The following is a 22,958-nucleotide window of genomic DNA, read 5'->3' as shown; positions in this document are numbered from 1 at the left end:
TTGGAAATATACGACCGCTGAGGTAATGCCGAAATTTTTGGTTCATACTTTTTTCGGCTGGGGAGCCTATTACGGCTCTTGAATTCGCATTAATACGAGGCATTCGGCTTAACTGGAGGTAGCATGGGTTCCATTTTTTCTGGAAATTTTGGCCGTCGAAATAAACGGCCCTATTTGGATGAGCTCAAACGCATCCACCTTCCCCGCATTGTTGGTGCGAGTGGGGGCGAGATCGCTAAAAAGTGCACTGCGGCAATTTATCGGCATGATCAAAGGGATCATTACATTGCTGTAACTCATGCACGAGGGGGATGCTTTGCAGCAGTGGCCAGATTTGTTTGCCCTGAATGTGAACGACGCTGCGCTGTTCTGTATATTGCTGAATCGCTCAGCTGTTATCGCTGTGCCGGAAATTATCGGTGCCAGAGTGAATCGCCAGCGCGGAGAGCTGAACGTCGGGCCAATAAAATTTTAAGTGAGGTGAAGTATGATTACAGACGACTCGAAGGAAAGATAGCTTGGCGTCGTTGGAAGACACATGCCGTGGTTAAATCAAAAGCTGTAGAAGCCGCCTCGCTTATATTTGGACGACATAAAAACGTAATTGAAAGTCTCCATCGTATTATAGGTACAAATCCTTAGCTGGAGAATACTTGCAGGTTTTTGTTGAAAGCGATAATTTTTTGGACCATGAAGACTACCCCAAAGCTCAGTTGGTTCCTTAAAAAATGCATATCTCGAACCCACCTGCTTATGTCTTCGTCGTACAAACAAACGTTTGAGTAACTCTGTGGGAGCGGATCGAAGGTGGCCGTTTTGCCCTGTTCACCTCTCGTAGTTCCGAGGAAACGCTGACTCACGGGCAATGACCATCCAAAATGCCGATCGGATGATGCTGATCAGTGCCCCCTAAACCGCTTTACTCATTGTGTGAATCTCCTAATGAATTTTTTCTCGCATGCCCTGCATAAGTTAAATGCATCAGGAATCAGACCCTTGGCTTGTTGAGTCGCTATGTGATCATCTCAGACAAATGATATTTTTATGTGAATAAGAGGGGGAGCGGACTGGCCCATTTTATGTGCTTTTGAATAGCTGGCGGCACGGTTTGAAATAAAATTGTCTTTAGGGTAGCTCTTATATCGGCCTTCCAACCATTAAATAAAATACGATAACTAGAGCGATAAAAGCAGGGATACCCAAGGCAAACCACAACCAAAAATAACGCCAAAACATCTCAGGTAAATCATGTTTGCTTTCGCTGGCAGTTGCAGCCAGCCGTTGGAGCCTTATTTGCAACCAGACTACCGGCAGCCAGCATACTACTGCGAGCAAGTATAAGCCTAGTGACCATATGATCCAACGGCTTGTTAGCGGAATATCAGCCAAATAAATGAGATAGAAGCCCGTGGCGGGCTGGATAACAATAGCCGTAGCAGTAAACATCCAATCTGCGGCAATTACATATTTTCCAACAGCGGCAATGAGAAAAGGGTCCCTCGTCCAGATTGCACAAATCAGGTAATAGGCGGTGCCAATCCCTGTTCCGAAGAGCAAAGTTGAGGACAATATGTGGATCCACTTAACGATGAGGTAATCCATCGTCTTTCTCTAATTCGTACAGTAACCAGATAATCGCAAGGATTGGCAGATTTTTGATCAGTGGCCCGAAAGGATGTAACCAAAACTCGGGCAAATATAAAGTAATGGCGACGGTATAGACGAAGATAAGGCTCACTTGTGCGAGCCAGAGAAATTTTCGGCGCCGCATGAACAGCGTTGCGATGCCAAAAGCAAAATCCATGGCAGAGGCGCTATAAAGCGCTATAGGGGCTAGACTTCCGGTTATACCTATTCGCGCTAACAGCGCATAGCTTTCTTCTAACGGATAAATCCCCATCGATACCACCCCGGCAACCAACCAAATGACCGCAAGTGAAATGCGCAATACCGGTTGCAGCCAACCTAACAATGCCGACATACGCAGCTCAGCTGCGCCCCAAGGAGAAACAAAAGCCCTGGGGGCTCGGGGGGCGCGATCTAAAAGTTGATGAGTTAAACCAGGATGCGCAACGTTCCCTCGCTGGAGCATCTGCCAGGTCTCAACATCCAGCAAGCCCTTACCTGTCCGCTGGGCGACGTAAGCAGCAAGGCTAATTAACGTCGAGGGTACATGCAAAATGGTCGCGTTGCCTAAACCCATGAGGTGTCGCAGTTCGCTCAAATAGTGATGCAGGCTCAGCGGCTCGGGGCCCACCAGAGGAACCCGGCAGCCTAAATATCGATCCTGTTCAACCAACACTACGATTGCATTGGTTAGATCATCGATATGAATGGGCTGTATTTGTTGTTGGCCTGTTCCAGGAAGGGGAATTACTGGAAGACTTGCAAGGATGGTCAACAGCTTGGTGCTTGCTCCCCCCTGACCATAAACCAGTGATGGTTGAACGATCACACATCGACTGGCGTGGGATAGCAAGAAATTGTCCGCGCTTCTTTTGCTCAGGTGATAACGACTCTGTGCCTCCTCATTCGCTCCCAGTGCCGATATTTGCACAACCTTGATATCCGTTTCGGCACAAGCTGAGAAAAGTGCCCGTGGCGCTCTGTCATGAAGCGAGTTGAAAGTTTGCAGGCCTTTTTCTCGGATGATGCCAACAGCGTTTATGACTACATCCACTCCCGTAAGCCTCACTCTCCATATACCGGGATCGAAGTCCCGGGTATAGTCAGCACTAATATAAATGAAACGTTCCCCCAGGTTTTTGGCCGCAGGGTTTTTTACTGCACACACAATATTATGTCCCTTGTCAGCCAGTGCTGCTGCAAGATGACTGCCAATAAAACCTGTCGCGCCTGTTATTAATATGGTTGACATGAAAATCCCAATCTAAGGTCCGCCGGACAGCGCCATGTTTGTGGAAGTCAGACCTAGGAGAGCTACTTTAAAGATAGAGCTTGTCGACGATACCAAGGGGCTATTCTGGGACCAAATTAGATGATTTTTTTCGTTTAGTCTTACCGACAGAGTAATAACGGGTTATCAACGCACCTCCGGCTAATCCGAGTGCGAAGGTCCCATAAACGATAAAAAGGGCACCTTTCGAAAGACGTTGCTCAAATCCGGGGGTCAGCCTTTTCGGCACTACATAAAAATCGACCACATAAGCCGCTGCAGTAGTCACAATGGCCGGAATAATCAACGCACGGCTACTCACTGTTGGATCTAATTGCTCCTGATGTTTCTCATGAAGAATCGCCCAGAATATAGAGGCCGCGTGATGAATGGCATATCCCACCACGGTATATTGCCAGCTAAAACGGTTCTTAAAAGGAGCGTGCCTGCCCCAAATCCATTGGCTGGGTCCATTGACAGGGGCAGCCGTTTTATCCAATTCAGACTTGCCTAAAATCGCGAGCGAGATAGTTGAAAGAATACTTGCTACGGAACCCGATACTGCTGCTTTTTGGAATGTTTTACCCCAAGTCCAATTAACTGGTGACATGAGTTAGGGCCTTGTGATTAGGGCGACGCGATGGATCAGATTTTTGCCTATTCCCTCGTGCAACTATGATGTCGCGTGCTGCAAGGCCGAGCGCAAGCGCAGTGAAGATGGCTGCCAACGATTTTCCTGAAACGCGTTTCTCAAAGCCGGGTGTAAACCTGCGAGGAATAAGCTGATAATCTACGACATAGGCACCGGCAGCCACGGTAGCCGCCCCGAGCAGTGGCTTTGTAAGGGATCCATTATTGTTATCCGTAAGCAGGCTTATATCCTTCCTCTCATTTGCCGCACACTGCCCAAATAGTTTTTCGTAGAAAAGAGCCCAGAATATTCCTGCGGCATGATTCAACACTAATCCCATAAAAGTGAACTTAAAGGAGAACCGATTCTCACGCGCCGCTTCGTCTCCCCAGATGATATGGCTTATCGCATTCAGTGGGGCTGCAAAGGAGTCATTTTCACATTTTCCCGCTAGAGCAGCGGCAATGGCAGCCTCATAGCCTCCCATGGTTCCTGAGACAACAGCTCTTCTCAGTATTTGCCAGCTATCGTTTTTCATACTACTTACAGCCTTACCACTTATTGACGTGGCAGTACTCTCGGGGTTTTCCATATGACATCCTCAATTAGAGATGAGCAGCTTATATATTTTATAAAAACCTTAACCATTTACCACGGTTCCGCCATTCGGATGCAATATCTGCCCCGCCATATATGAACTATCCTGAGATGCCAGAAAAACATAACAAGGCGCTACTTCGTCCGGTTGCCCTGGCCTTTTCATCGGAACCTTTTTCCCGAAATCGGCGACTTCATCCGGAGGAAAAGTAGAGGGTATGAGCGGCGTCCATATAGGACCGGGAGCAACGGCATTCACATTTATTTCTTTTTCCATCAACTGCAACGATAACGAGCGCGTAAAGGCGACGATCGCCCCCTTGGTGGCTGAATAATCGAGCAAATGGGCGCTGCCTTTATAGGCTGTCACTGAGGTGGTATTAATTATGCGTGCGCCTTTTTTCAGATGAGGGAGCGCGGCCTTTACCATGTGGAACATGGAAAAAATATTGGTGCGGAAAGTTTTTTCAAGTTGTGAATTATTGATATCGAGAATACTGTCCCGAACGTGCTGTTCAGCCGCGTTATTGACCAGAATTTCGAGATGCCCAAAAGTTGAGATTGCCTTGGCCACCACTTCTGCACAAAATTTATCGTCGCCCACATCCCCGCTAATTAGTACGCATTTCCTGCCGCACTGCTCAATTTCTTTTTTTGTATCGTTTGCATCTCCATGCTCGTTCAGGTAAGCGATGACAATGTCCGCCCCTTCCTTGGCAAAAGCAATCGCCACGGCGCGGCCGATGCCGCTGTCTCCACCGGTAACAATTGCTACCTTGGATTCCAGCTTGCCGCTGCCCTTGTAGCCTTCCATAATCGAACCAGGCTTTGGCGTCATTACTTCTTCCACTCCCGGCTGCTGCTTTTGATGCTGTTTAGGAATTTTTTTCTCTTCTCTCATAATAAGCTCCATAGGGAACATGTGCGTGCGCGAAGCTATTGCCGATGATGATCTGACGAACTAAGTTGGGGTTGAATACATTACATCCATAAATCCTATTTTCCGCTCAAATTGATGCGGGCCTCTGTTCCATATTTGATGCTGTGGTAACAGAGGGGTGAAAATCAATCGCCCCATGGAAGAAAATCAGAGCGAAGTTTTCCACAAGGTAAGTACAAGATCGAGGTGGAAGAGATGATGTTCCAACTCCATTTTGGATTATTTAGGGGTGTGCTGACTGGGATCGAGAGTATGCTGCCGGTCCTGCTCCTTCTCTTTATTCACTCGCTCTTTCAGTTTTTCCCTCTGCGCATCTTTTTGCTTCACACCTCCGGTTTGGCTGTTCGATTGGCCGGTCGCAGAACCATCCTGTTTCGATACCGGCCCTCCTTGTCCGGCCATGGAGCCCCGCTCGCCCACTTGGTCACCTGCACCGGCAGCGTGCGCCATCCCAGATAGACCAAGAACAATAGCGCTAGCAAGCAATATAGATCTACCTGCATTTTTCAGAATTTGTCTCATGATTGATATCCCAATAAACCAGCGAAATTGGTGTCATGAGAGATAGTACGCCGCTCATTTATTTGTTCAGTACGCTATCGAACTAAAACTTCTATTTACGATTTTTGAAGAACGTGATGACCTTTGCCGTACAGTTATTGCGTATAGGTGTAAGTCCCCGCTTGCGAATATCTGTTGGTGAATACCAAGAATCGTGCGTTATCGTACCGACCCACTTCTTAGGCGCTTCTATTATTAGACAAAGAATGTGTTTACCTCATGGGCTTTTTAACCCTGATTAAATTTTTCTAGAATCTTCCCCCAATCAACTAATTTTTGTCATAAGGCTTCAATCATGGAGAATCTGCCTTCTGGATCTCGATCCGTCTGGATGACGACGGCATCGCTGGAGTTTCCCATTCTGCAGGAAACGATCGAAACTGATGTTTGTGTAATAGGAGGAGGGATCGCTGGACTGACGACTGCTTATTTGTTATCGCGAGAGGGAAAGACGGTAGTTTTAATAGACGCTATGGAAATCGGTAAGGGAGAAACCGGGCGGACCACCGCGCATTTTTTCCCCCCTGACGATCGATATTTTGAAATTGAAGATGCTTTTGGAGAGGAGAAGGCGAGACTCGTAGCGGAGAGTTTTGAACAAGCCACGGCCCTTGTGGAAACTATTGTAAAGAAAGAAGGGATCGAGTGCGAATTTGAGCGGTTGAGCGGTTATCTGTTTTCTTTAAGCCCCGACGGTTACGCCAATTTAGATAAGGAATTTGAGGCGGCCCGCAAAGCGGGGGTTGAGCTCAACAAAAGAGATCGAGTGCCTGGGCTGAGCTTTGATTCTGGTCCATGCCTGCAATTTCGCAATCAGGCACAATTTCACCCACTAAAATATCTAAACGGGCTTATCAGGGCTTTCGAGCGTAATGGCGGGATTATTTATAGCCGCACACGTGCTCTGGAAATCAAAAGTCGTAATAAAACTTTTCTTGTGAAAACTGAACACGGAGCGATTGGAGCGCACGCGGTTGTCGTGGCAACTAATACACCCTTCAACGACCGTCTCGTTATGCATACGAAGCAAGCCGCCTACCGCACGTATGTTGTGGGAATCCGTGTGCCTAAAGGGTCCGTACCACGTATCCTGCTTTGGGACAACGGGGATCCCTATTATTATGTTCGGTTGACAACGCCCGATGAAAAATCCAATCACGAAATTCTGATAGTGGGTGGAGCAGACCATAAGGTAGGCCAGGACGAACACCCTGAACACCGTTATGCCGAAATCGAGAAATGGGTTCGCAAACATTTTCCCATGGCGGGCTCCGTCGACTTCAAATGGTCCGGACAGATTATGGAACCAGCGGATGGCGTGGGATATATGGGGCGAAATCCAATGGATTTCAAGAATGTTTACGTCATCACTGGTGATTCTGGCAATGGCATGACGCACTGCACGGCGGGGGCAATGCTGGTAACTGATTTAATCATGGGCAGGAAAAATTCGTGGCTTGATCTCTATGACCCATCACGTTCAGCTGTGCACGGGATCTCGGATTTTCTTAAGGAATTGGGCAACACAATGGCCCAATATAGTGATTGGGTGAAAGGCGGCGATGTAGACTCACCTGAGCAAATTCTCCCTGGGGAAGGTGCGATATTACGTAGAGAGGAGCAGAAAGTGGCTATTTATCGTGATGAGGGTGGAAAAATACATGCCCTTTCCGCTGCCTGCACACACTTAGGGTGCGTCGTTTCGTGGAATGCCGCAGAAACGTCGTGGGACTGTCCATGTCATGGCTCCCGTTTCAGCGTGGATGGCCAGATTCTTCATGGCCCCGCGGCAACTCCGTTGGAAGCGGTCCAATTGGACTAGCTATTTAGAACCGTAGCAATTTATCTATTCGCGGGAGACTTCATGACAAAATATTATTCTCAACAAAGCCCTGATAGCCCGCGCAGCCTGATAAGCATGATGATCCGGATAAACGAGTTGATCCCAGGCCATTTAACCCCGACCCGTCCCCGGGCGATCCAATTGTGGACCCCGCGGATGAGCCTTTGCTTTGATTAAAAAAACCTCTGATTGGAGTCATAGATTAAGCTGCATATAATTTGTTGAAGAACTATCTCCGAAGATTAAACTTCTTTGACACCCACGACAAAGGTGTCCTTACCACGTGGGTAACTCTTGCCTTATGGTTTATTTTCCCTCATGTAAACAGAGACGAAGTTTGATATTAATGCTTAATGCCCTTTGTTTTCTCGGTCACAATAGAGCTACTCCCACATTCATGTCCACATAAAACCATCCATATAGGTTGATGCGCTACCATCTCAGTGCAAATCTTCGGTTGATGTAAATCCATGCGGCTTTGCATCAAATCCAAGGCGAGCATACTGGTTTCGGAGGCTTCCGACGATTGCTGTCCATGTACCTCGCCTCGGATCAAGCTTAACCAGGATACTGTTATTGCTTATACGGTTTTTTATTCATTACCTCTTGATCTTTGTATTCCCTTTCCCTTTCAGATAGTGATTTCTCGCGCATAGTTTCGCTATCCTTATCCGAGACTGAACCCGACGTACCCCCATATTTGTCCCCGCTCTTCTTGCTCGTATTTTCGGAATTGTCCTTGCGCATTGTTTCCTTTTTCTTGTCTGAACCATCCGATCCAGCTGCAGCTCCGAAGCTGCATACAGCCGTTAAGGTGCCGAGAATAATTGTCGATATGAGTTTATTCACTTTAAGCTCCTATGAGTAAAAGGATGTAATAAAATGTTTATTTGTTGAGGTTTTCCACGTACCTGTAAAGTTCACCAAGCGAAAGGGGGGGTAAAGTCAAAGAACCTCCTTTTCCGTAGAAAGCTTTCCCGCCCTTTTTCGTCATCCCTAGCAGCAAAGCCACTTGCCACCGAAGCCATCCTCCTTTTGCTTGTTAATGCATACGTCTCACAAAAATTTTCGAGGAAAGACTGATTGCTACTACTCATTTTGGGATTCCTATCTCTGTTAACCAGAGATGCTCGGATGGTATATTGTGAAATTAAAAATCTCTGTACGGAAGCAAACATATGAAATCATTAACTAATCAATAGAAGGATCAAATCCATTATTTGGTATAACCATAAGCTACGATGGAAGCCTTCGTATGAAACTCGGGAGTTACAATTAGGGGAAACCTGATCGGCTTGAATTATCATGTGGCCTATAATTTTTTTCTATCATCCACTTCTGTTCCCATAGATGGTCTATGCATTTTATTGATCCAAATGATATAGGCTGGGCTCATTCCCCGCGAGTAATGCTAAAACTCAGCGGTTCGCCTTCCCTCGTGCCTTCGGTGGTACAAGCTCCCCATGATTTGCCCTCAGGCCACGAATGAATTCTTCTATGTAGGGAACTACCTCGAATAGAAGAATTACCGTCATAACAGAGAATACATATGACCTCGGCAAGGACTCCTCCTTCCAGGCGAGATCGAATCGAGCAGTTTCTGGACCGAAGCCGAAGAGCGCCTGAAACTGACCCCAATGAATCGAGATAACGAACAGAATTGCCATCAAGGGAATCATTTCGAGGAAACTATGTACATGTTGCTCAATGGGGCTTACCTCACGCGCGGTAACTGCGTAACTCACGTCCCATAGTGCGGTAGCCTCATGGGTGAAAAAAGCAATGATCATCAAAGCAATAATGCCGGCATTGATCTGGAGAAAGATTGCGGCAAGCAATGGTAGGCCGAGTTCCGCAAACATCAGAAGATGAAGTAATGATTCCTTGGCGCCAGTCGTCGTCGCAATATGTGCGGCGCGGTGGCAAAGCCAATCCGCGCACCCGGCCAATAGCCAAACCGGCAAAATAAAGTACAGCAGGATGAGAACTACGGGGTCGTTTAGCACAATTTATTTCCCGCTTATAAAAAATACCCTTCGGAAATTTCTGTCAACTCAAAGATAAGCCTGATCTTCTACCATCTCTGAGCTGTTATTTTTGGTCGCTAAACTCGCCGCCATGTTGGAAAAGTTGCGACCATCAAGGGAAACTTTAAAAGAAAAGAACTACTTTATCTGTACGCTATCACACTGCTTATTCGTCGCACTGAAACTGAATAGCCGCATTGTCTGTAAACATTTGTCCAGAATGCTACAGGCTAAGAACCGCACGTATTTAGACCGGTAATGGCAGTAAGCTGCGCTCATCATCAATGACGTTTCTTCCACGTATGCGTGACTTTGGTTGTGCGCATTTCCCGGCATGAGGCCAGAACGTGAGATATCGTACAGAAGCGCTTGAAGAATAATGAAATCACCAACCTTCATTTCAGAGAGTGAATTATGGATATACCGGTTCACTCATAGGTACAGCGGGAGATCTGCCGGAAGAAGGCGAGAGGAAAATAAGCTCCCCCATCCACGGTCGGCTGGAATGATGCTCGCGGTACAGATTACAAATGCCGAGAACAAGCCACGGATGATAGATCGGTTAAAACAGCAGGGAGCCATAGAAATTGAAATGGCGAAAGGTGAGTGGCGGATGTGGGAGCGGGTGGACTTCGATCCAATGACCTCTCCCCAACTGGTGGATAATTATTGATCGGATTTTGCTTCAGTGTAAAACTATCTCAGAAGTACACATTTGCCCGACAACAAAAAAATCTCCCCTTAGCGGGATTGAAATATTGATATCTGCCTAATAGTTTCTATAATTTGTTGACGGCATTCTTCTTCAACCTGTTTGGCGAGGTCTTCCTCTTACTCCACTTTGCTGCGCTCCTGAATCTTACCGCAGACGTCTCGAGCTCCGCCTGTATGGGAATACTTTACAACGCATACTCGAAGAAGAATGAATACTTGTTAATGAATTATATAGAGCTCCTGTCTGACAATACGATCAATCGTGTTTTCATTTTCTTACATGACAAGACTCGGATATGGATAGCCGGGATCTTGTACTCGCTGGCGTTAAAGTACTCCTTATTGATGACGAACCGGAGGGGCGGGAACTCACCCAACGGTTGTTAATTCTTTATCATGCTCATGTGATTGTGGCTGCGACTGCAATCGAAGGATTGGAACGGTTACGGGCGTTAAGACCTGATGTGGTTGTCAGTGACATCGATATGCCAGAGATGGATGGCTATCAATTCATTCGTGCCGTGAGGAATCTGCCAGCACATAAAGGCGGACAAACCCCGGCCGTTGCCTTCACCGCCTTCAGTCGGAGGGAAGATCGAAAAAATGCAATCACTGCCGGTTTTCAGAAGTATCTATCCAAGCCTGTCGATTTTGAGGAACTCATCGATACTATTGCCGCCGCGGCTTTATCACATTAGTCCGTAGTTATGGCACAAGCTATACAATCCCCTTCTGTGAAACCAATATAAGAGTATTACGGTGATCCTCTTAAACAATTGGATTATTAACAGATTTTAGTTCATCGAACTGAGCACCTTGTGAATCTCCTCAGCGGTGGCCGGCTTAATCAAATGATGTGCAAACCCTGCTTTTTTAGTTCGCTCCACATCATCAGGCTGGCCATAGCCACTATAGGCAATCAACACAGTTTTGGTGGTCTCGGTCATTTGCTGAAACCGTCTTGCTAGCTCCATCCCGTTGGGTTCGGGTATGCTCAAATCAAGCAGGGCGATCTCCGGCCTGAAAGAAGCCGCTTCACGTAGCGAGGACTCAAAATCATAGGCGGTGCGCACCTCATATCCGTAGCTGGCCATTAACATCGCCATGGCATCGGCGCCATCTTTATTGTCATCCACAATTAGAAGACGTCCTCTGCCGGGATCGAGCGCCGCCTCCACCGGTGCGGGAATAGCCGCAACATCGACCAATGGAAGCCGCAGGACAAACTCGCTGCCTTTCCCCAACCCTTTACTCGATGCTGTGATGGTGCCGCTATGCAGGGAAACAAGCTTGTAAACAAGCGCGAGGCCAATGCCCAGGCCGCTGCTGGACTTTCTGGCGGCACGTTCTTCTTGCATGAAAAGCTCAAAAATTCTCGATAACATCCGTTTAGGTATGCCGATTCCATTATCCTTGATTGAAATAACCACCTTGTCTCCCTCGCGATAAGCCTCCAGCGAAATCTGGCCTTCTGGGTCGGTGAACTTGGTCGCATTGGTAAGGAGATTCTCAATGATCTGGGTAAGGCGGATGGGATCGCCATTTACAAATAGCGGTTCATCCGTGATCGCCAGGGTGAAATGATGTTTGCGCGCTTCAAACAGCGCCTTCGTTGATTCCACGGCATGATGCATGATGACGGCCATGTCGACTATTTCCTTGCGCAGGGTAAGCTTACCCCGTGTGAGCCTGGCGATGTCGAGCAGATCGTTCACCAGGCGGGTTATATGATCCACCTGCCTGATGATGGTTTCCCTGGCCCATGAAAGCCGTTCGTCGCTGGACTCAACGAATTGCAAAGCTTCTGCGGCACTACGTATGGGAGAGAGGGGGTTGCGCAGCTCGTGCCCCAGTATGGCGAGGAATTCATCCTTGCGATGATCCGCCTGGCGAAGCGCTTCTTCGGCATCCTTATGGGATTGGATATCCACGCTAGAGCCTACAAAGCCAATAAGTTTCTTGTTCTCCAGCCGGGGCTCTCCGACAAAGCGCATCCAATGATAACTGCCGTCTGCCTTGCGCACCCTTAACTCGTGGTCATAGCCCGTGCATGCGGTTTCTGCGTTCGAGCGTGCCGTAATATAGGCTGGCAAATCCTCCGGATCAATAACGCTATGCCATCCGGTGCCGAGCAAATCCTCCATCGTTTTGCCGGTAACATCGGCGAAGCGGCGATTGACGAATTCGAGCGTCCCGCCCAAGCCACTGATCCAGATGAATACGGGGGCAGTGTCGGCGAGCGAGCGAAAACGTTGCTCGCTTTCCCGTAATTCCTGCTGCGCTTGCTTGATCGCATCAATAGGAACAAAAATAATGACTACGCCTTCAATCCGGTCTTCTGTCATTCGATATGGCAAAATCCGGCGCAAATAGAAGTGCCCATCAGGCGTATGAACTTCGTCTTCAGCTACCGCGCCTGAGTTCTGGACATTTTGCGCCACCGTAAGGAGATCTGGTGCTACTAGTCGGGAAGCGAAATCACTTATCGGACGGCCTATATCGGAGGGAATAAGGCTAAAAAGCCGGCGCGAAGCAGGCGTAAACCGTTTGATACACAGCTGCCGGTCCAGGAACAATGTGGGCAGGTCGCTACCTGCCAGCAGATTGGACAGATCGTCGTTGGCCGAGCGCAGTTCATTGACGGTGCGTTCCATATCGCTATTAACGGTGTTCAGTTCCTCATTGACCGACTGCATCTCCTCTTTCGATGTCTCGAGTTCCTCATTTGCGGACTGAAGCTCTTCATTCATGGACATCGCTTCTTCATTAGCGATGCGAAGCTCGACATTGCTCGCCTCGAGCGCCTGGATGGAGGTCTCGAGATCCTGCCGTGTGGTGCGCAAGTCGTCCTCAAGCTGCCGTTTCGCCCATGATTCGGCATCGGCTACTGCCTGATTGCTTGCATTGCCGAGTGCCTCATATTCGAACGTAATGAGTATAAGTCCGTCATCCTCGTCACCGGCCTGGATGGCTCTGACACGCAACTGGCGATTGTCCCCGGGTGCGGCGGGAAGGATGATCTCGCCTTTCTTTCCCTCACTACGAACAGAATGGATCACCGCGCGCAGCGCGATGCGCATTTCATCAGATACCATTGCCAACAGATCCCGGGTGGCAGCGCCTTCCGGCTGCCGTATGAAATCATGCGTGGGACCATAGAAATAAAGTACTTGCGAATCGTGATCGATCAGTATCGCCGTGGCCGAGCGCTGCCTGAGCAGAAGTTCGCGCACCAATTCCGCGTGCGCCAGTCGCGAAGAGTGGCCGACTGGCTGATTCGCCGCGCGCGTTGTCGGTGCATCCGCCACCAACGGGAGCTTCATGGGAGTTTTGCGCTCAGTAGGCACGCTGCGATAAAGGCGATGCTGCTTGTCGATCGGTATAAAAAGCTCGTGATGTTCTCCGATCGTTTCGGATTTGCCGAGGAATAGATAGCTTTCCGCATTAAGCGCAAAGTGAAACATTCGTAGAATCTTGTCTTGCACCTCGGGCTGCATGTAAATCAGCAAATTGCGGCAGGTGACCAGATCCATATGGGAAAAAGGCGGATCGGCCAGCAGATTGTGCTGGGAAAACATGACCGATTCCCGCAACACCTTGCGAACCACGAATTGTCCCTCCTCGCTTCTGATGAAGTAGCGGGCCAGCAATTCCGGATTTAAAATAGTGGCAATGCTCTCCGGATAACGGCCGGCGCGGGCAATCTCAAGAGATGACGGGTCGAGATCGGAGCCGATGATGTTCAGTTTTATGCTCAACCCCCCCTTGCTCATCAGTTCCAGCAGAGCAATACCGATGCTATAGGCCTCTTCACCAGTCGCGCAACCGGCCACCCACACCCGAATCGCTTCTCCCTGCTCCACGGATTCGATTATTTTTGGCAAAGCCAGTTGTTCCAGCGCCTGCCATGCCACAGGTTCACGGAAAAATTCGGTAACCTTAATCAGAAAATCTGCGCCGAGGGCCTGTACTTCATCGGGAGTCTTTTCCAAGTAATCGATATAGGCGTCCAGGCCAATTAGTCCACGCAATGCCATGCGCCGTTTTGTGCGACGCATGAGCATTCCTTCCTTATACCCCCGGAAATCCCCACCGCCACGCTTGCGCAAGAGCGCAACGATTGCCCCAAGGGACTGGGTATCTTCCGGAGGCGCTGGGAACCTGGGCTGCCATAAAGCAGATTGATCGATATATTGCGTGAGTTTTCTACCCATCTCTTCGATGGGGAGAATGTAGTCCACCAGTCCGGTGTGCACAGCGCTCTCCGGCATGCCGGGATGCTGCGCCGTCTCCGGCAACTGGGCGATAACCATCCCGCCCACGGCTTTGATAGCCTTGAGACCGACGGTGCCATCATGGTCTGCGCCCGTCAGAACGATACAGATGGATTTTTCCTGAAGTTGTTCCGCGAGCGATATGAAGAGCCGATCGACCGCTCTAGACAGGGGGCGAGGCAGGGGGATTTTCTGGAGCCGCAGGAAGCCGTTCTCCAACGTCAAAAAATGATTAGGCGGGATGACGTAGACCGTATTGGCTTCTACCGCCACATCAGCGAGAACCTGCGATACCGTCATGGAAGTGCTCTTTGACAGGATATCAGCAAGATGGCTCGGATGATCCGGCGCCAGATGTACCACTACCACATAGGCGATGGCGCGGTCGGCGGGAAGTGACTTGAACAGGCGCTGCAGTGCTTCCACCCCTCCTGCAGAGGCACCTATGCCAATAATTGGAAAAGAAGGCTGTTCATTCCAGACAGCGAGATCATCCACCAACAACGCATCCGGCAGACCGCCGTTGGTATTTGTGGAACCCGCGCGCTGCGAGATATCTTGAGTGGAAGTTTGGTTGCCAGCTTTTGTCATCAGATACTGATTGATACTGAACTCTCTAACTGATTCGGCCTTTTATTTTATTATTTTATAGGGTGTATTTGAAAATGTCCTTCTGACACTGGACAAGGTACCTTTGCTCAAGAACCATACCTGGCGGCAGAGCAGACAGATTCAACCAAGTAAGCTTTCACCCTTATCAATGTTTTTTGCTGAGGCTTAGCCTACGATTTTTCCGTTTCATAGACTCCCCCTATTAAGGGGCATGTGCATCAACTACAAATAATTTATTCATTCAGCGTGCCTCATCAACCTGCAGGGGATTGAATCCCAATACTTTCATTGCCGGTAATATCGATTGTGTTGAGGTTTTATAGTTTATCCATGGATCATTGCCGACATCCAGGCGAGTATGAATATTTGCCGCAGTCCAACGATCTGCGCTAGTCAATACATCCAATTCTTCCCATGCCATGGGTACGGATACCCCCAAGCCCGGACGAGCGCGAACGGACCAGGCACAGACGGTGGTAGCGCCGAGACCATTGCGCAGATAATCGATAAATATTTTACCCTTTCGATTGGCTGGCCCGCTTTTCGCCACAAAGCGCTGAGGTATTGCTTTGGCCAAGTGCGCGACGATCGCTTGGGAGAAATCCTTTACTGTGTCCCACCCATGTCCCCTTTTGATAGGAACGACGACATGCAGACCTTTTCCTCCGCTTGTTTTAAGAAAAGACTGCAATCCCAGTTCCTGAAGAAATATACGTACAACCTGCGCGGCTTCCTGAATGCGCTCCCACGCAACTCCTTCTCCTGGATCCAGATCAAATGTCATTCTGTCCGGCTTGCCGATGTCGCTTTTTATGGCGTTCCAGGTATGGAATTCAATGACGTTCATTTGCGCTGCAGACATAAGCCCTTCCAGCTTTGAAATCTCCAAAAAGGACGGGTGCCCAGGATCCAGTGCGGGATCGAGTTGATCGACGCCGGGCATGGCGGCCTTCTCCATGTGTTTCTGGAAAAACAGCTGCCCCTCGATTCCGTCGGGCGCACGCACCAGCGAGACGGGTCTTCCCTTAAGATGCACGAGCATTAAAGGTCCGACCAAGCCGTAGTAACGCACCAGATCGATCTTGGTGAATCCGGTCGAGGGATCAATGACTCGTTCCGGATGCGTTATACGAAGGGATGCGGGCAATGTCGATGAAGCGGGCGTCGCCGCAGTGGCATGAATGGGTTTCTCGCGGATGATGGCCTCGGCCTTCTTGTCAATGCGAAGCCCATGAAACACCGAATGGCGGATATGGTTCTCCCGCGTCCACTCCGCAAATGAGACTTCCGCGACCAATGTGGGCTTGACCCAATGGGCATTTCGACTAAGGCCAGTGGCTTTTATAAATGGGTTATCGGTCGAGGCGGCTTTATCCAATTTTGCTTTCAGTTCGTGCAGCGTTTTATCACTAAATCCCGTGCCGACATTGCCTGCGTATCGAAGTTTCTTTTCTTCATCGTAAACCCCAAGCAAAAGTGAGCCGATCCCTACGCGAGAACCCTGCGGGTCGGTATAGCCGCCTATGACAAATTCCTGGCGCTTGCTGCACTTTAATTTTATCCAATCAGCGGAGCGGCGCGAGACATAAGAAGAAATCTTGCGTTTACCAATTACCCCTTCCAGTCCCATATGACAAGCCGAGGCGATGATTTGCTGTCCCGGTACGTCAAACACCTCGCTGAACCGTACCTTTTCAGAGGATCGAGTTTCAAAAAAAATTTTTTTTAGAAATTCTCTTCGGGCCGAGAGAGGAACACCTCTCAAGTCATACCCGCCATAGAATGGCACATCGAAAAAGTAGCAAATAATATTTTGGGTACGTGAACTGTCAAACGTGTTTTGCAGGTCCTGAAAATCGGGTAACCCCTCATCGTTTAGCACGATGGCTTCGCCATCCAGCCATGCTTTCTTCAAACCCATCGCACCTAATGCTTTTACCAGGTGTGGGAGCTTGTGGGACCAGTCATTGCCGTTACGGGTGAACAACTGGACTTTATTTTCATCTATTCTCGCCAGTATCCGATAGCCGTCAAACTTGATTTCGTATGACCACCCCTCCGGATCATTGGGCGGCCCATCCACAAGGGTTGCGAGCTGGGGCTTGAGAGTAAGAGGAAGGTCAGATTTTACCGCTTCGTTAGGCATGACGAGGAGATCGGACTTTTTCTTATTTCTGGATGCTTTAATACTCTTCGAATCTGCATTTTCACGCACATTGGGGGTATCGAGATTGGCTACGCTTTCAGGCCTTTCATCCACTACGCTATACTCACTGGCTGGGCGCACGTAGTCATCTTTCTCCTTGATGAGTAGCCAAGGCTCCTGTTTCGACTCTTCCTTATTTTTTATCCGAATTAATGCCCAAGTGCCTTTTAGCTTATGGCCTCGTAGTTCGAATTTGAGCTTCCCCTCGCGGTAACCTTTTTTCGCATCTTCCAAGGGATGCCAAGTGCCTTTATCCCAGATGATGACCTTTCCCGCCCCATACTGCCCCGCCGGAATCTGCCCTTCAAAACGGTTATAGGAGATAGGGTGGTCCTCTACGTGAACAGCCATGCGTTTGTCGTGAGGATCAAAGCTGGGGCCTTTAGGGACCGCCCAGCTTTTCATGGTGCCCCCCAATTCCAGGCGAAAGTCATAATGCAGGCGGCTCGCCCAATGTTTCTGAACGACAAACGAAAATGATGATTTATTTTTAGCAGCAAGTTTATCTGCCCCCCTCGGTTCCGACGTAATGGAGAAATTACGTTTAGCCCGGTAGGGTTTAAGTAAATCAGGCTGTACTTTATCCTTTGCCATTACTTGTTATGTCGCTTATTAATATTTAGCCAAAACGGATGGCTTCCTGCTGATGAGTTGCCTATTCGGTTTTCTTGCTGGGTATTTTCCGTAGCAATCATTTGAACCATCCAATAGGAAGCAACTTACCGATATACGTCCGCCTCCGCGCCAACCATTTTGCTAAAGTGAATGAATATTAAAAATAAAATTTTTCTTTATCTGTGCGGTGTCCCACCCTTAGCGTTGCCGTACCCGGACTAAGCAATACATCCCAATTGATTTCTACCCGAATGTTTCTTGTGTCTGCCAGCGTACAGAATCAACGGTGATATTTATATAAGCTTTCGGAATGTAGCCTCCTCCGTTTATCAGGCTTATGTATAAAGCATACGGCCTTCACCTAATTTTATAAAATTCTGGTTAGAAACTACCCATATCCATGCAAGAACAATCTCAGAGGGTTTTGATTCGACAAGGAGATAAGTTTGCCATGACCACAGCCCCCGATATGCAGTCCATGTCCTTATCACTACCGTATAACTGGTTAGAGAGATACGCAGAAGTACGTACTCAAACTTTGAGACTGGTGGAAACGCTTACGCCAGATGACCAGATGGTTCAATCCATGCCTGAGGCGAGCCCGACAAAATGGCATATCGCGCATACGACCTGGTTCTTCGAGACGTTTATTCTAAAGCCGTATGTGCGGGATTACATTCCGTTCGATGCACGCTTCACTGCCCTTTTCAATTCGTACTATAAGCGACTGGGAAACCACCCAGATCGAACTATCCGCAGTACTTTTTCGCGTCCTACCCTCGATCAAATTTTTCTTTATCGCAACTATGTGGATGATGATATCCGTGATCTTTTGCATCATGATGCGTCTCCCAGGATCTTGCAGTTGCTCGAATTAGGCCTGAATCATGAACAACAACATCAGGAACTCATCATTACCGACATCAAGCATGCTTTTTGGACTAATCCGTTGCGACCTGGATACCAGCCCAACCAAATCCGGAGTGTGGAATGGGGTATACCGTCACTTACATGGCATTATTTCAACGAAGGTATTTATGAGGTTGGACATGATAAGGGCGGCTTTGCATTTGATAACGAATCGCCGCGACACTTTACTTATATAAAACCCTTCAGCCTGGCATCCCGTCTCATTACCAATAAAGAGTATCTGACGTTCATGGCCGATGGCGGCTACAGACGACCGGAGCTATGGCTCTCGGATGCCTGGGACCATGTTTGTGCCCATAGCTGGAACGCGCCGCTCTACTGGGAACAAGTTGGCGATGAATGGACCCAATTCACTTGCAGAGGCACTTTGCCCTTGAATCTCAGCGAGCCAGTCTGCCATGTGAGTTTTTATGAGGCCGATGCATTCGCTCGCTGGGCGGGTGCGCGGTTACCGACAGAGTTCGAGTGGGAGGTGGCAGCTGACTCGACCGAATTATCCGGGAATTTTTTGGAAGATGGAAATTACCATCCCAGAACGGCCGGTAGGCAGACAGGTCTGCAACAGATTTTTGGAGATACGTGGGAGTGGACCGCAAGTCCCTATTCAGCCTATCCGGGTTATTGCGTTCCAGAAGGAATAGAGGGTGAGTATAACGGAAAGTTCATGTGCAACCAGATGGTGTTACGTGGCGGATCTTGTATTACCCCCGTGTCGCACATGCGCAAATCTTATCGTAACTATTTTCCGCCGCACATGCGCTGGCAATTCTCGGGAATCAGGTTGGCACATGATGGACGGTTGCCTATTGGGGCTACCTTATGATCACGTATGAACAATTGAATCAGGCAACGGCGATAGCCGGGGATGTCTTGGACGGCCTTTCACGAATGCCCAAAAGTTTGCCGCCCAAGCTGCTATATGATGCCCAAGGTTCGGCTTTGTTCGAGCAAATCACCTGTTTGCCTGAATATTACCCGACGCGTACAGAAGCGGCCATACTGATGACTCATGCCGATGAAATATGTGCTCGGCTCGGCCGAAATGTTTCTGTCGGTGAGCTTGGCGCCGGCACCGCAACCAAGACACGAATTTTGTTGCGCTCGCTGTTGCGGCGGCAATTCAGCATTAATTATTTTCCACTTGATGTATCCGATGCGGCGTTGCAATTGGCAAAAGATGAGATGGAAAGAGAACTGGAAGCAGTCAAAGTACACCCCCAAGTCGGGGATTTCGAAGACTTAGCATTTCTCGCCCGGCAGACTCCGCCACGTGTCGTTTTGTACATTGGCTCAAGTATTGGTAATTTGGAACAGGACGATGCTATTTCTCTACTGCGAAACATAGCTCAGCATTTATCAAGCGGAGATCAGTTACTGCTCGGCGTAGATCTCGTTAAAAACAGAGATGTCATGCATGCGGCTTATAACGACAGCGCGGGAGTAACCGCTTCTTTCAATAAGAATCTACTCGTCCGAATCAATCGCGAACTTGGCGGTCATTTCGAGCCGGATGCTTTTTGCCATGTATCATTCTGGAATGAGACGGCCTCCCGTATTGAATTGCATCTTGAGAGCACTTGTCTTCAGTCTGTAAGAGTCGACGCTCTTGATACGACGTTACAGTTTTATCAAGGGGAACGTATTCATACAGAGAATAGCTATAAGTACACAGTTGATTGCCTGGAGGATCTACTTCAACGCGGTGGTTTTGAGGTTGAAAATATCTGGACGGATCCCGATTTTTGGTTCGCTGTCAGCCTGGGCGTTATTCCATGAACCTTGAATAATTCTTAAATTATTTCATAAATCCCAAGCCCCCACCCCTCAGCCCCCTAAATTTTTTCAATTTATTCAAGAAGGAATTGGCGAAGTAAGTTCTGCTCAAGGAGAAATCATAATGCTCGCACTCACCTATCACGGAAGTCATGATGTCCGCGTCGATACAGTGCCTGATCCTATACTTCAGAAACCGGATGACATTATTCTCCAGATTACTGCTACTGCAATCTGTGGTTCGGACCTGCATTTATATAGAGGAAAAATCCCCCAACTAAAAGAGGGAGATATCCTGGGACATGAGTTCATGGGGGTGGTGGTTGATGCTGGATCTGAAGTGACTGATCTGCGAAAAGGTGATCGGGTAGTGGTTCCATTCGTTATCGCTTGTGGGCATTGTTTCTTTTGCGAAAAGCAATTATTTTCGGCATGTGAGACCACAAATCCAGACCGCGGCGCAATCCTGAACAAAAAAAACATACGTTCAGGGGCTGCCCTTTTTGGATTTAGCCACCTTTATGGGGGTATACCCGGCGGCCAGGCAGAATATGTGCGGGTGCCAAAAGCCAATGTAGGACCAATTAAAGTTCCAGATACTCTTGCCGATGAGCAGGTACTATTCCTGAGCGATATTTTACCAACGGGATATCAGGCGATTGTTAATGCGGATGTCGGCCTTAGGGCGAGTATTGCCATTTTTGGTGCCGGCCCCGTCGGTTTGATGGCTGCCGCCTGCGCCCGCATGCTAGGAGTGGAAAAAATCTTTATGGTCGACCACCATCTCTATCGGCTTGAGTTTGCCCGCCAAACATATAATATCTTTCCCATCAATTTCGATGAGGTCGATCCTGCGGAAGTCATTATCGAAAATACAGCCTTCAGAGGTGTTGACGCGGTTATCGATGCGGTAGGTTTTGAAGCCAAAGGCAGTGTGCTCGAAACCGTGATGACCGACCTGAAACTCGAAGGCAGTAGCGGACAAGCCCTGCGTCAGTGTATTGCAGCAACACGTCGAGGAGGCATCGTTAGCGTGCCAGGTGTTTATGCTGGGTTTATACATGGGTTCCTATTTGGGGACGCGTTTGAGAAAGGCCTGATATTCAAAATGGGCCAGACTCATGTGCAACGCTTCTTGCCGGACCTGCTTAGGTATATTGAAACCGAGAAATTACACCCAAACGTTATCATCAGCCATCGCCTTCCCCTTGCTGAAGCCGCGACCGGTTATAAGATTTTCGATAAAAAAGAGGAGGATTGCCGCAAGGTTGTCCTGATTCCCTAAGAACGATGCTATGACATACGAGGCTCAGTTCAAGGTTGGGGTGGACGTAATACTCATGTCCGCGGCGCCCAAATCAACTCCCACAGAGAGACAATCGCGCTTGCACATCGAGATCAGCCGATCACACGGGTTCACGTGCTCCCAATTGAACAGGGACAGCGCCGCCAAGTCCCGGGGTGCCAACTTATCCTACGCTGCCCGAAATGTCCTCAGCGCGAGCGATCGCCTTCACCCTTGGCGGGCCAACGCCACTCGTCAAAACGTTCACGAACCATCTGCCACAATCGACCGAATGAGCGTGAAACCGTTCCTTATGCGCTCGAGGGGATGCAGTCCTCTCTACGCATTCACAGTGGGTGGCCTCAACCGTCACCTTACTTCACGGCATCCCACGTTCAATCTCTCGACCATGGCCTCAATCTCGCCGCCTGCCTATTATTCCCCAGCCTCCCAAAGACCACAGCTACCAGGGATACTACCAAGCCTGCAAAAGGTTTATTCAGATAATTGAAATTAACCGACAGGAGAATCAGAACATGTCCGACCCCGCCATACAGGACCGCGCCGCCGGCGCCATCATGGGTGCCTTTATCGGGGATGCCTTAGGCCTCGGGCCCCACTGGTACTATGACTTGGCGGTGCTCCGCCATGACTATGGCGACTGGATCACGATCTATGCGGATCCCAAGCCCGGCCGCTATCATAGTGGTCTCAAAGCGGGCCAACTCTCCCAAGGGGGCATCATTCTCCAACTCGTGCTGCGCTCGCTCGTCGAGCGCGGTGGCTATGATGAAGCGGATTTCTGCCGGCGAATGGATGAGGAAATCTTCCCGTTGCTGAATGGCATGCCTGTGAACGGCCCGGGTGGATATACCCAGCAATCGATCCGTGACGCTTGGCGCAAGCGTATCCAGCAGAACCTGCCCTGGGGGCAAATAGGGGGACAGGCCGACACCACTGAAGCGATAGGGCGGACGCTCGCCCTGGCAGTTCGCTACGCTTTTCAGCCGCAGGACCTGGCAGCTGCCATCTCCAGCAATACCCGGCTTACCCA

General features: G+C 49.0%; 18 protein-coding genes. 8 read left to right on the top strand and 10 right to left on the bottom strand.

Annotation, left to right across the window (positions count from 1 at the left end):
* Positions 1–123 precede the first annotated feature (123 nt).
* Entirely contained in the window at positions 124–642 is a 519-nt protein-coding gene (locus BLO43_RS16555; RefSeq protein WP_139149299.1) for a hypothetical protein, read from the top strand.
* A 495-nt stretch (positions 643–1,137) separates the two neighbouring features.
* Here BLO43_RS16555 and BLO43_RS15250 read toward each other — a convergent pair whose 3' ends face one another.
* From BLO43_RS15250 to BLO43_RS15225, 6 genes are all read right to left on the bottom strand, one after another.
* A complete protein-coding gene (locus BLO43_RS15250) occupies positions 1,138–1,602 on the bottom strand; it encodes a DUF2269 family protein (protein ID WP_090907803.1) in 465 nt (154 codons plus the stop codon).
* Positions 1,583–2,878 (bottom strand): SDR family oxidoreductase, encoded by a 1,296-nt coding sequence (locus BLO43_RS15245; RefSeq protein ID WP_090907802.1) that lies wholly within the window; start codon positions 2,876–2,878, stop codon positions 1,583–1,585. Before BLO43_RS15245 ends, BLO43_RS15250 begins: the two co-directional genes overlap by 20 nt.
* A gap of 100 nt (positions 2,879–2,978) precedes the next feature.
* Positions 2,979–3,506, bottom strand: coding sequence for a hypothetical protein (locus BLO43_RS15240; RefSeq protein ID WP_175443994.1), 528 nt, complete (start codon positions 3,504–3,506; stop codon positions 2,979–2,981).
* Complete coding sequence (locus tag BLO43_RS15235) at positions 3,493–4,119, bottom strand: hypothetical protein (protein WP_175443993.1); 627 nt, start codon at positions 4,117–4,119, stop codon at positions 3,493–3,495. The genes BLO43_RS15240 and BLO43_RS15235 overlap by 14 nt, the downstream gene beginning before the upstream one ends.
* A gap of 48 nt (positions 4,120–4,167) precedes the next feature.
* A complete protein-coding gene (locus BLO43_RS15230) occupies positions 4,168–5,025 on the bottom strand; it encodes an SDR family oxidoreductase (RefSeq protein WP_090907801.1) in 858 nt (285 codons plus the stop codon).
* A 258-nt stretch (positions 5,026–5,283) separates the two neighbouring features.
* A complete protein-coding gene (locus BLO43_RS15225; RefSeq protein WP_090907800.1) occupies positions 5,284–5,586 on the bottom strand; it encodes a hypothetical protein in 303 nt (100 codons plus the stop codon).
* Positions 5,587–5,920: 334 nt separating this feature from the next.
* Between BLO43_RS15225 and BLO43_RS15220 the strand changes: the two genes are divergently transcribed.
* Positions 5,921–7,447, top strand: a complete 1,527-nt coding sequence (locus BLO43_RS15220) for an FAD-dependent oxidoreductase (protein WP_090907799.1) — start codon at positions 5,921–5,923, stop codon at positions 7,445–7,447.
* A 594-nt stretch (positions 7,448–8,041) separates the two neighbouring features.
* On the opposite strand, the gene BLO43_RS15215 is transcribed toward BLO43_RS15220, so the two are convergent.
* Positions 8,042–8,317, bottom strand: coding sequence for a hypothetical protein (locus BLO43_RS15215; RefSeq protein WP_090907798.1), 276 nt, complete (start codon positions 8,315–8,317; stop codon positions 8,042–8,044).
* Positions 8,318–8,886: 569 nt separating this feature from the next.
* Entirely contained in the window at positions 8,887–9,474 is a 588-nt protein-coding gene (locus BLO43_RS15210) for a diguanylate cyclase (protein WP_090907797.1), read from the bottom strand.
* A 526-nt stretch (positions 9,475–10,000) separates the two neighbouring features.
* Here BLO43_RS15210 and BLO43_RS16870 point away from each other — a divergent pair.
* On the top strand, positions 10,001–10,168 hold the full coding sequence (locus tag BLO43_RS16870; protein WP_175443992.1) for a hypothetical protein: 168 nt from the start codon (positions 10,001–10,003) through the stop codon (positions 10,166–10,168).
* Between the two features lie 337 nt (positions 10,169–10,505).
* Complete coding sequence (locus BLO43_RS15200; RefSeq protein ID WP_090907795.1) at positions 10,506–10,907, top strand: response regulator; 402 nt, start codon at positions 10,506–10,508, stop codon at positions 10,905–10,907.
* A 96-nt stretch (positions 10,908–11,003) separates the two neighbouring features.
* Here BLO43_RS15200 and BLO43_RS15195 read toward each other — a convergent pair whose 3' ends face one another.
* Both BLO43_RS15195 and ligD read right to left on the bottom strand, forming a co-directional pair.
* Complete coding sequence (locus BLO43_RS15195; protein WP_090907794.1) at positions 11,004–15,074, bottom strand: CheR family methyltransferase; 4,071 nt, start codon at positions 15,072–15,074, stop codon at positions 11,004–11,006.
* A 262-nt stretch (positions 15,075–15,336) separates the two neighbouring features.
* Positions 15,337–17,895, bottom strand: coding sequence for a DNA ligase D (ligD, locus tag BLO43_RS15190; RefSeq protein ID WP_090907793.1), 2,559 nt, complete (start codon positions 17,893–17,895; stop codon positions 15,337–15,339).
* A gap of 472 nt (positions 17,896–18,367) precedes the next feature.
* Between ligD and egtB the strand changes: the two genes are divergently transcribed.
* The 4 genes from egtB to BLO43_RS15170 form a co-directional block, all read left to right on the top strand.
* Positions 18,368–19,669 (top strand): ergothioneine biosynthesis protein EgtB, encoded by a 1,302-nt coding sequence (egtB, locus tag BLO43_RS15185; RefSeq protein ID WP_175443991.1) that lies wholly within the window; start codon positions 18,368–18,370, stop codon positions 19,667–19,669.
* The gene (gene egtD / locus BLO43_RS15180; RefSeq protein ID WP_090907792.1) at positions 19,666–20,622 is read left to right on the top strand and encodes an L-histidine N(alpha)-methyltransferase; all 957 of its coding nucleotides are present in this window, start codon (positions 19,666–19,668) and stop codon (positions 20,620–20,622) included. Before egtB ends, egtD begins: the two co-directional genes overlap by 4 nt.
* A 121-nt stretch (positions 20,623–20,743) precedes the next feature.
* Positions 20,744–21,904: a zinc-dependent alcohol dehydrogenase gene (locus BLO43_RS15175; protein WP_090907791.1), complete on the top strand. Its 1,161-nt coding sequence runs from the start codon at positions 20,744–20,746 to the stop codon at positions 21,902–21,904.
* Between the two features lie 536 nt (positions 21,905–22,440).
* Positions 22,441–22,958, top strand: a 518-nt coding sequence (locus tag BLO43_RS15170; RefSeq protein ID WP_139149298.1) for an ADP-ribosylglycohydrolase family protein, incomplete at its 3' end; no start/stop codon positions are given.

Origin of the sequence: Nitrosospira sp. Nsp13 (assembly GCF_900101945.1) — a bacterium.
Taxonomy (GTDB): domain Bacteria; phylum Pseudomonadota; class Gammaproteobacteria; order Burkholderiales; family Nitrosomonadaceae; genus Nitrosospira; species Nitrosospira multiformis_D.
This window is presented reverse-complemented; position numbering and strand designations above follow the sequence as displayed.

Excerpts from the sequence above, each read along its gene's own strand:
- BLO43_RS16555 (WP_139149299.1), top strand. The coding sequence starts at position 124 with ATGGGTTCCATTTTTTCTGGAAATTTTGGCCGTCGAAATAAACGGCCC.
- BLO43_RS15250 (WP_090907803.1), bottom strand. The coding sequence starts at position 1,602 with ATGGATTACCTCATCGTTAAGTGGATCCACATATTGTCCTCAACTTTG.
- BLO43_RS15245 (WP_090907802.1), bottom strand. The coding sequence starts at position 2,878 with ATGTCAACCATATTAATAACAGGCGCGACAGGTTTTATTGGCAGTCAT.
- BLO43_RS15240 (WP_175443994.1), bottom strand. The coding sequence starts at position 3,506 with ATGTCACCAGTTAATTGGACTTGGGGTAAAACATTCCAAAAAGCAGCA.
- BLO43_RS15235 (WP_175443993.1), bottom strand. The coding sequence starts at position 4,119 with ATGGAAAACCCCGAGAGTACTGCCACGTCAATAAGTGGTAAGGCTGTA.
- BLO43_RS15230 (WP_090907801.1), bottom strand. The coding sequence starts at position 5,025 with ATGAGAGAAGAGAAAAAAATTCCTAAACAGCATCAAAAGCAGCAGCCG.
- BLO43_RS15225 (WP_090907800.1), bottom strand. The coding sequence starts at position 5,586 with ATGAGACAAATTCTGAAAAATGCAGGTAGATCTATATTGCTTGCTAGC.
- BLO43_RS15220 (WP_090907799.1), top strand. The coding sequence starts at position 5,921 with ATGGAGAATCTGCCTTCTGGATCTCGATCCGTCTGGATGACGACGGCA.
- BLO43_RS16870 (WP_175443992.1), top strand. The coding sequence starts at position 10,001 with ATGATGCTCGCGGTACAGATTACAAATGCCGAGAACAAGCCACGGATG.
- BLO43_RS15200 (WP_090907795.1), top strand. The coding sequence starts at position 10,506 with ATGGATAGCCGGGATCTTGTACTCGCTGGCGTTAAAGTACTCCTTATT.
- BLO43_RS15195 (WP_090907794.1), bottom strand. The coding sequence starts at position 15,074 with ATGACAAAAGCTGGCAACCAAACTTCCACTCAAGATATCTCGCAGCGC.
- ligD (WP_090907793.1), bottom strand. The coding sequence starts at position 17,895 with ATGGCAAAGGATAAAGTACAGCCTGATTTACTTAAACCCTACCGGGCT.
- egtB (WP_175443991.1), top strand. The coding sequence starts at position 18,368 with ATGACCACAGCCCCCGATATGCAGTCCATGTCCTTATCACTACCGTAT.
- egtD (WP_090907792.1), top strand. The coding sequence starts at position 19,666 with ATGATCACGTATGAACAATTGAATCAGGCAACGGCGATAGCCGGGGAT.
- BLO43_RS15175 (WP_090907791.1), top strand. The coding sequence starts at position 20,744 with ATGCTCGCACTCACCTATCACGGAAGTCATGATGTCCGCGTCGATACA.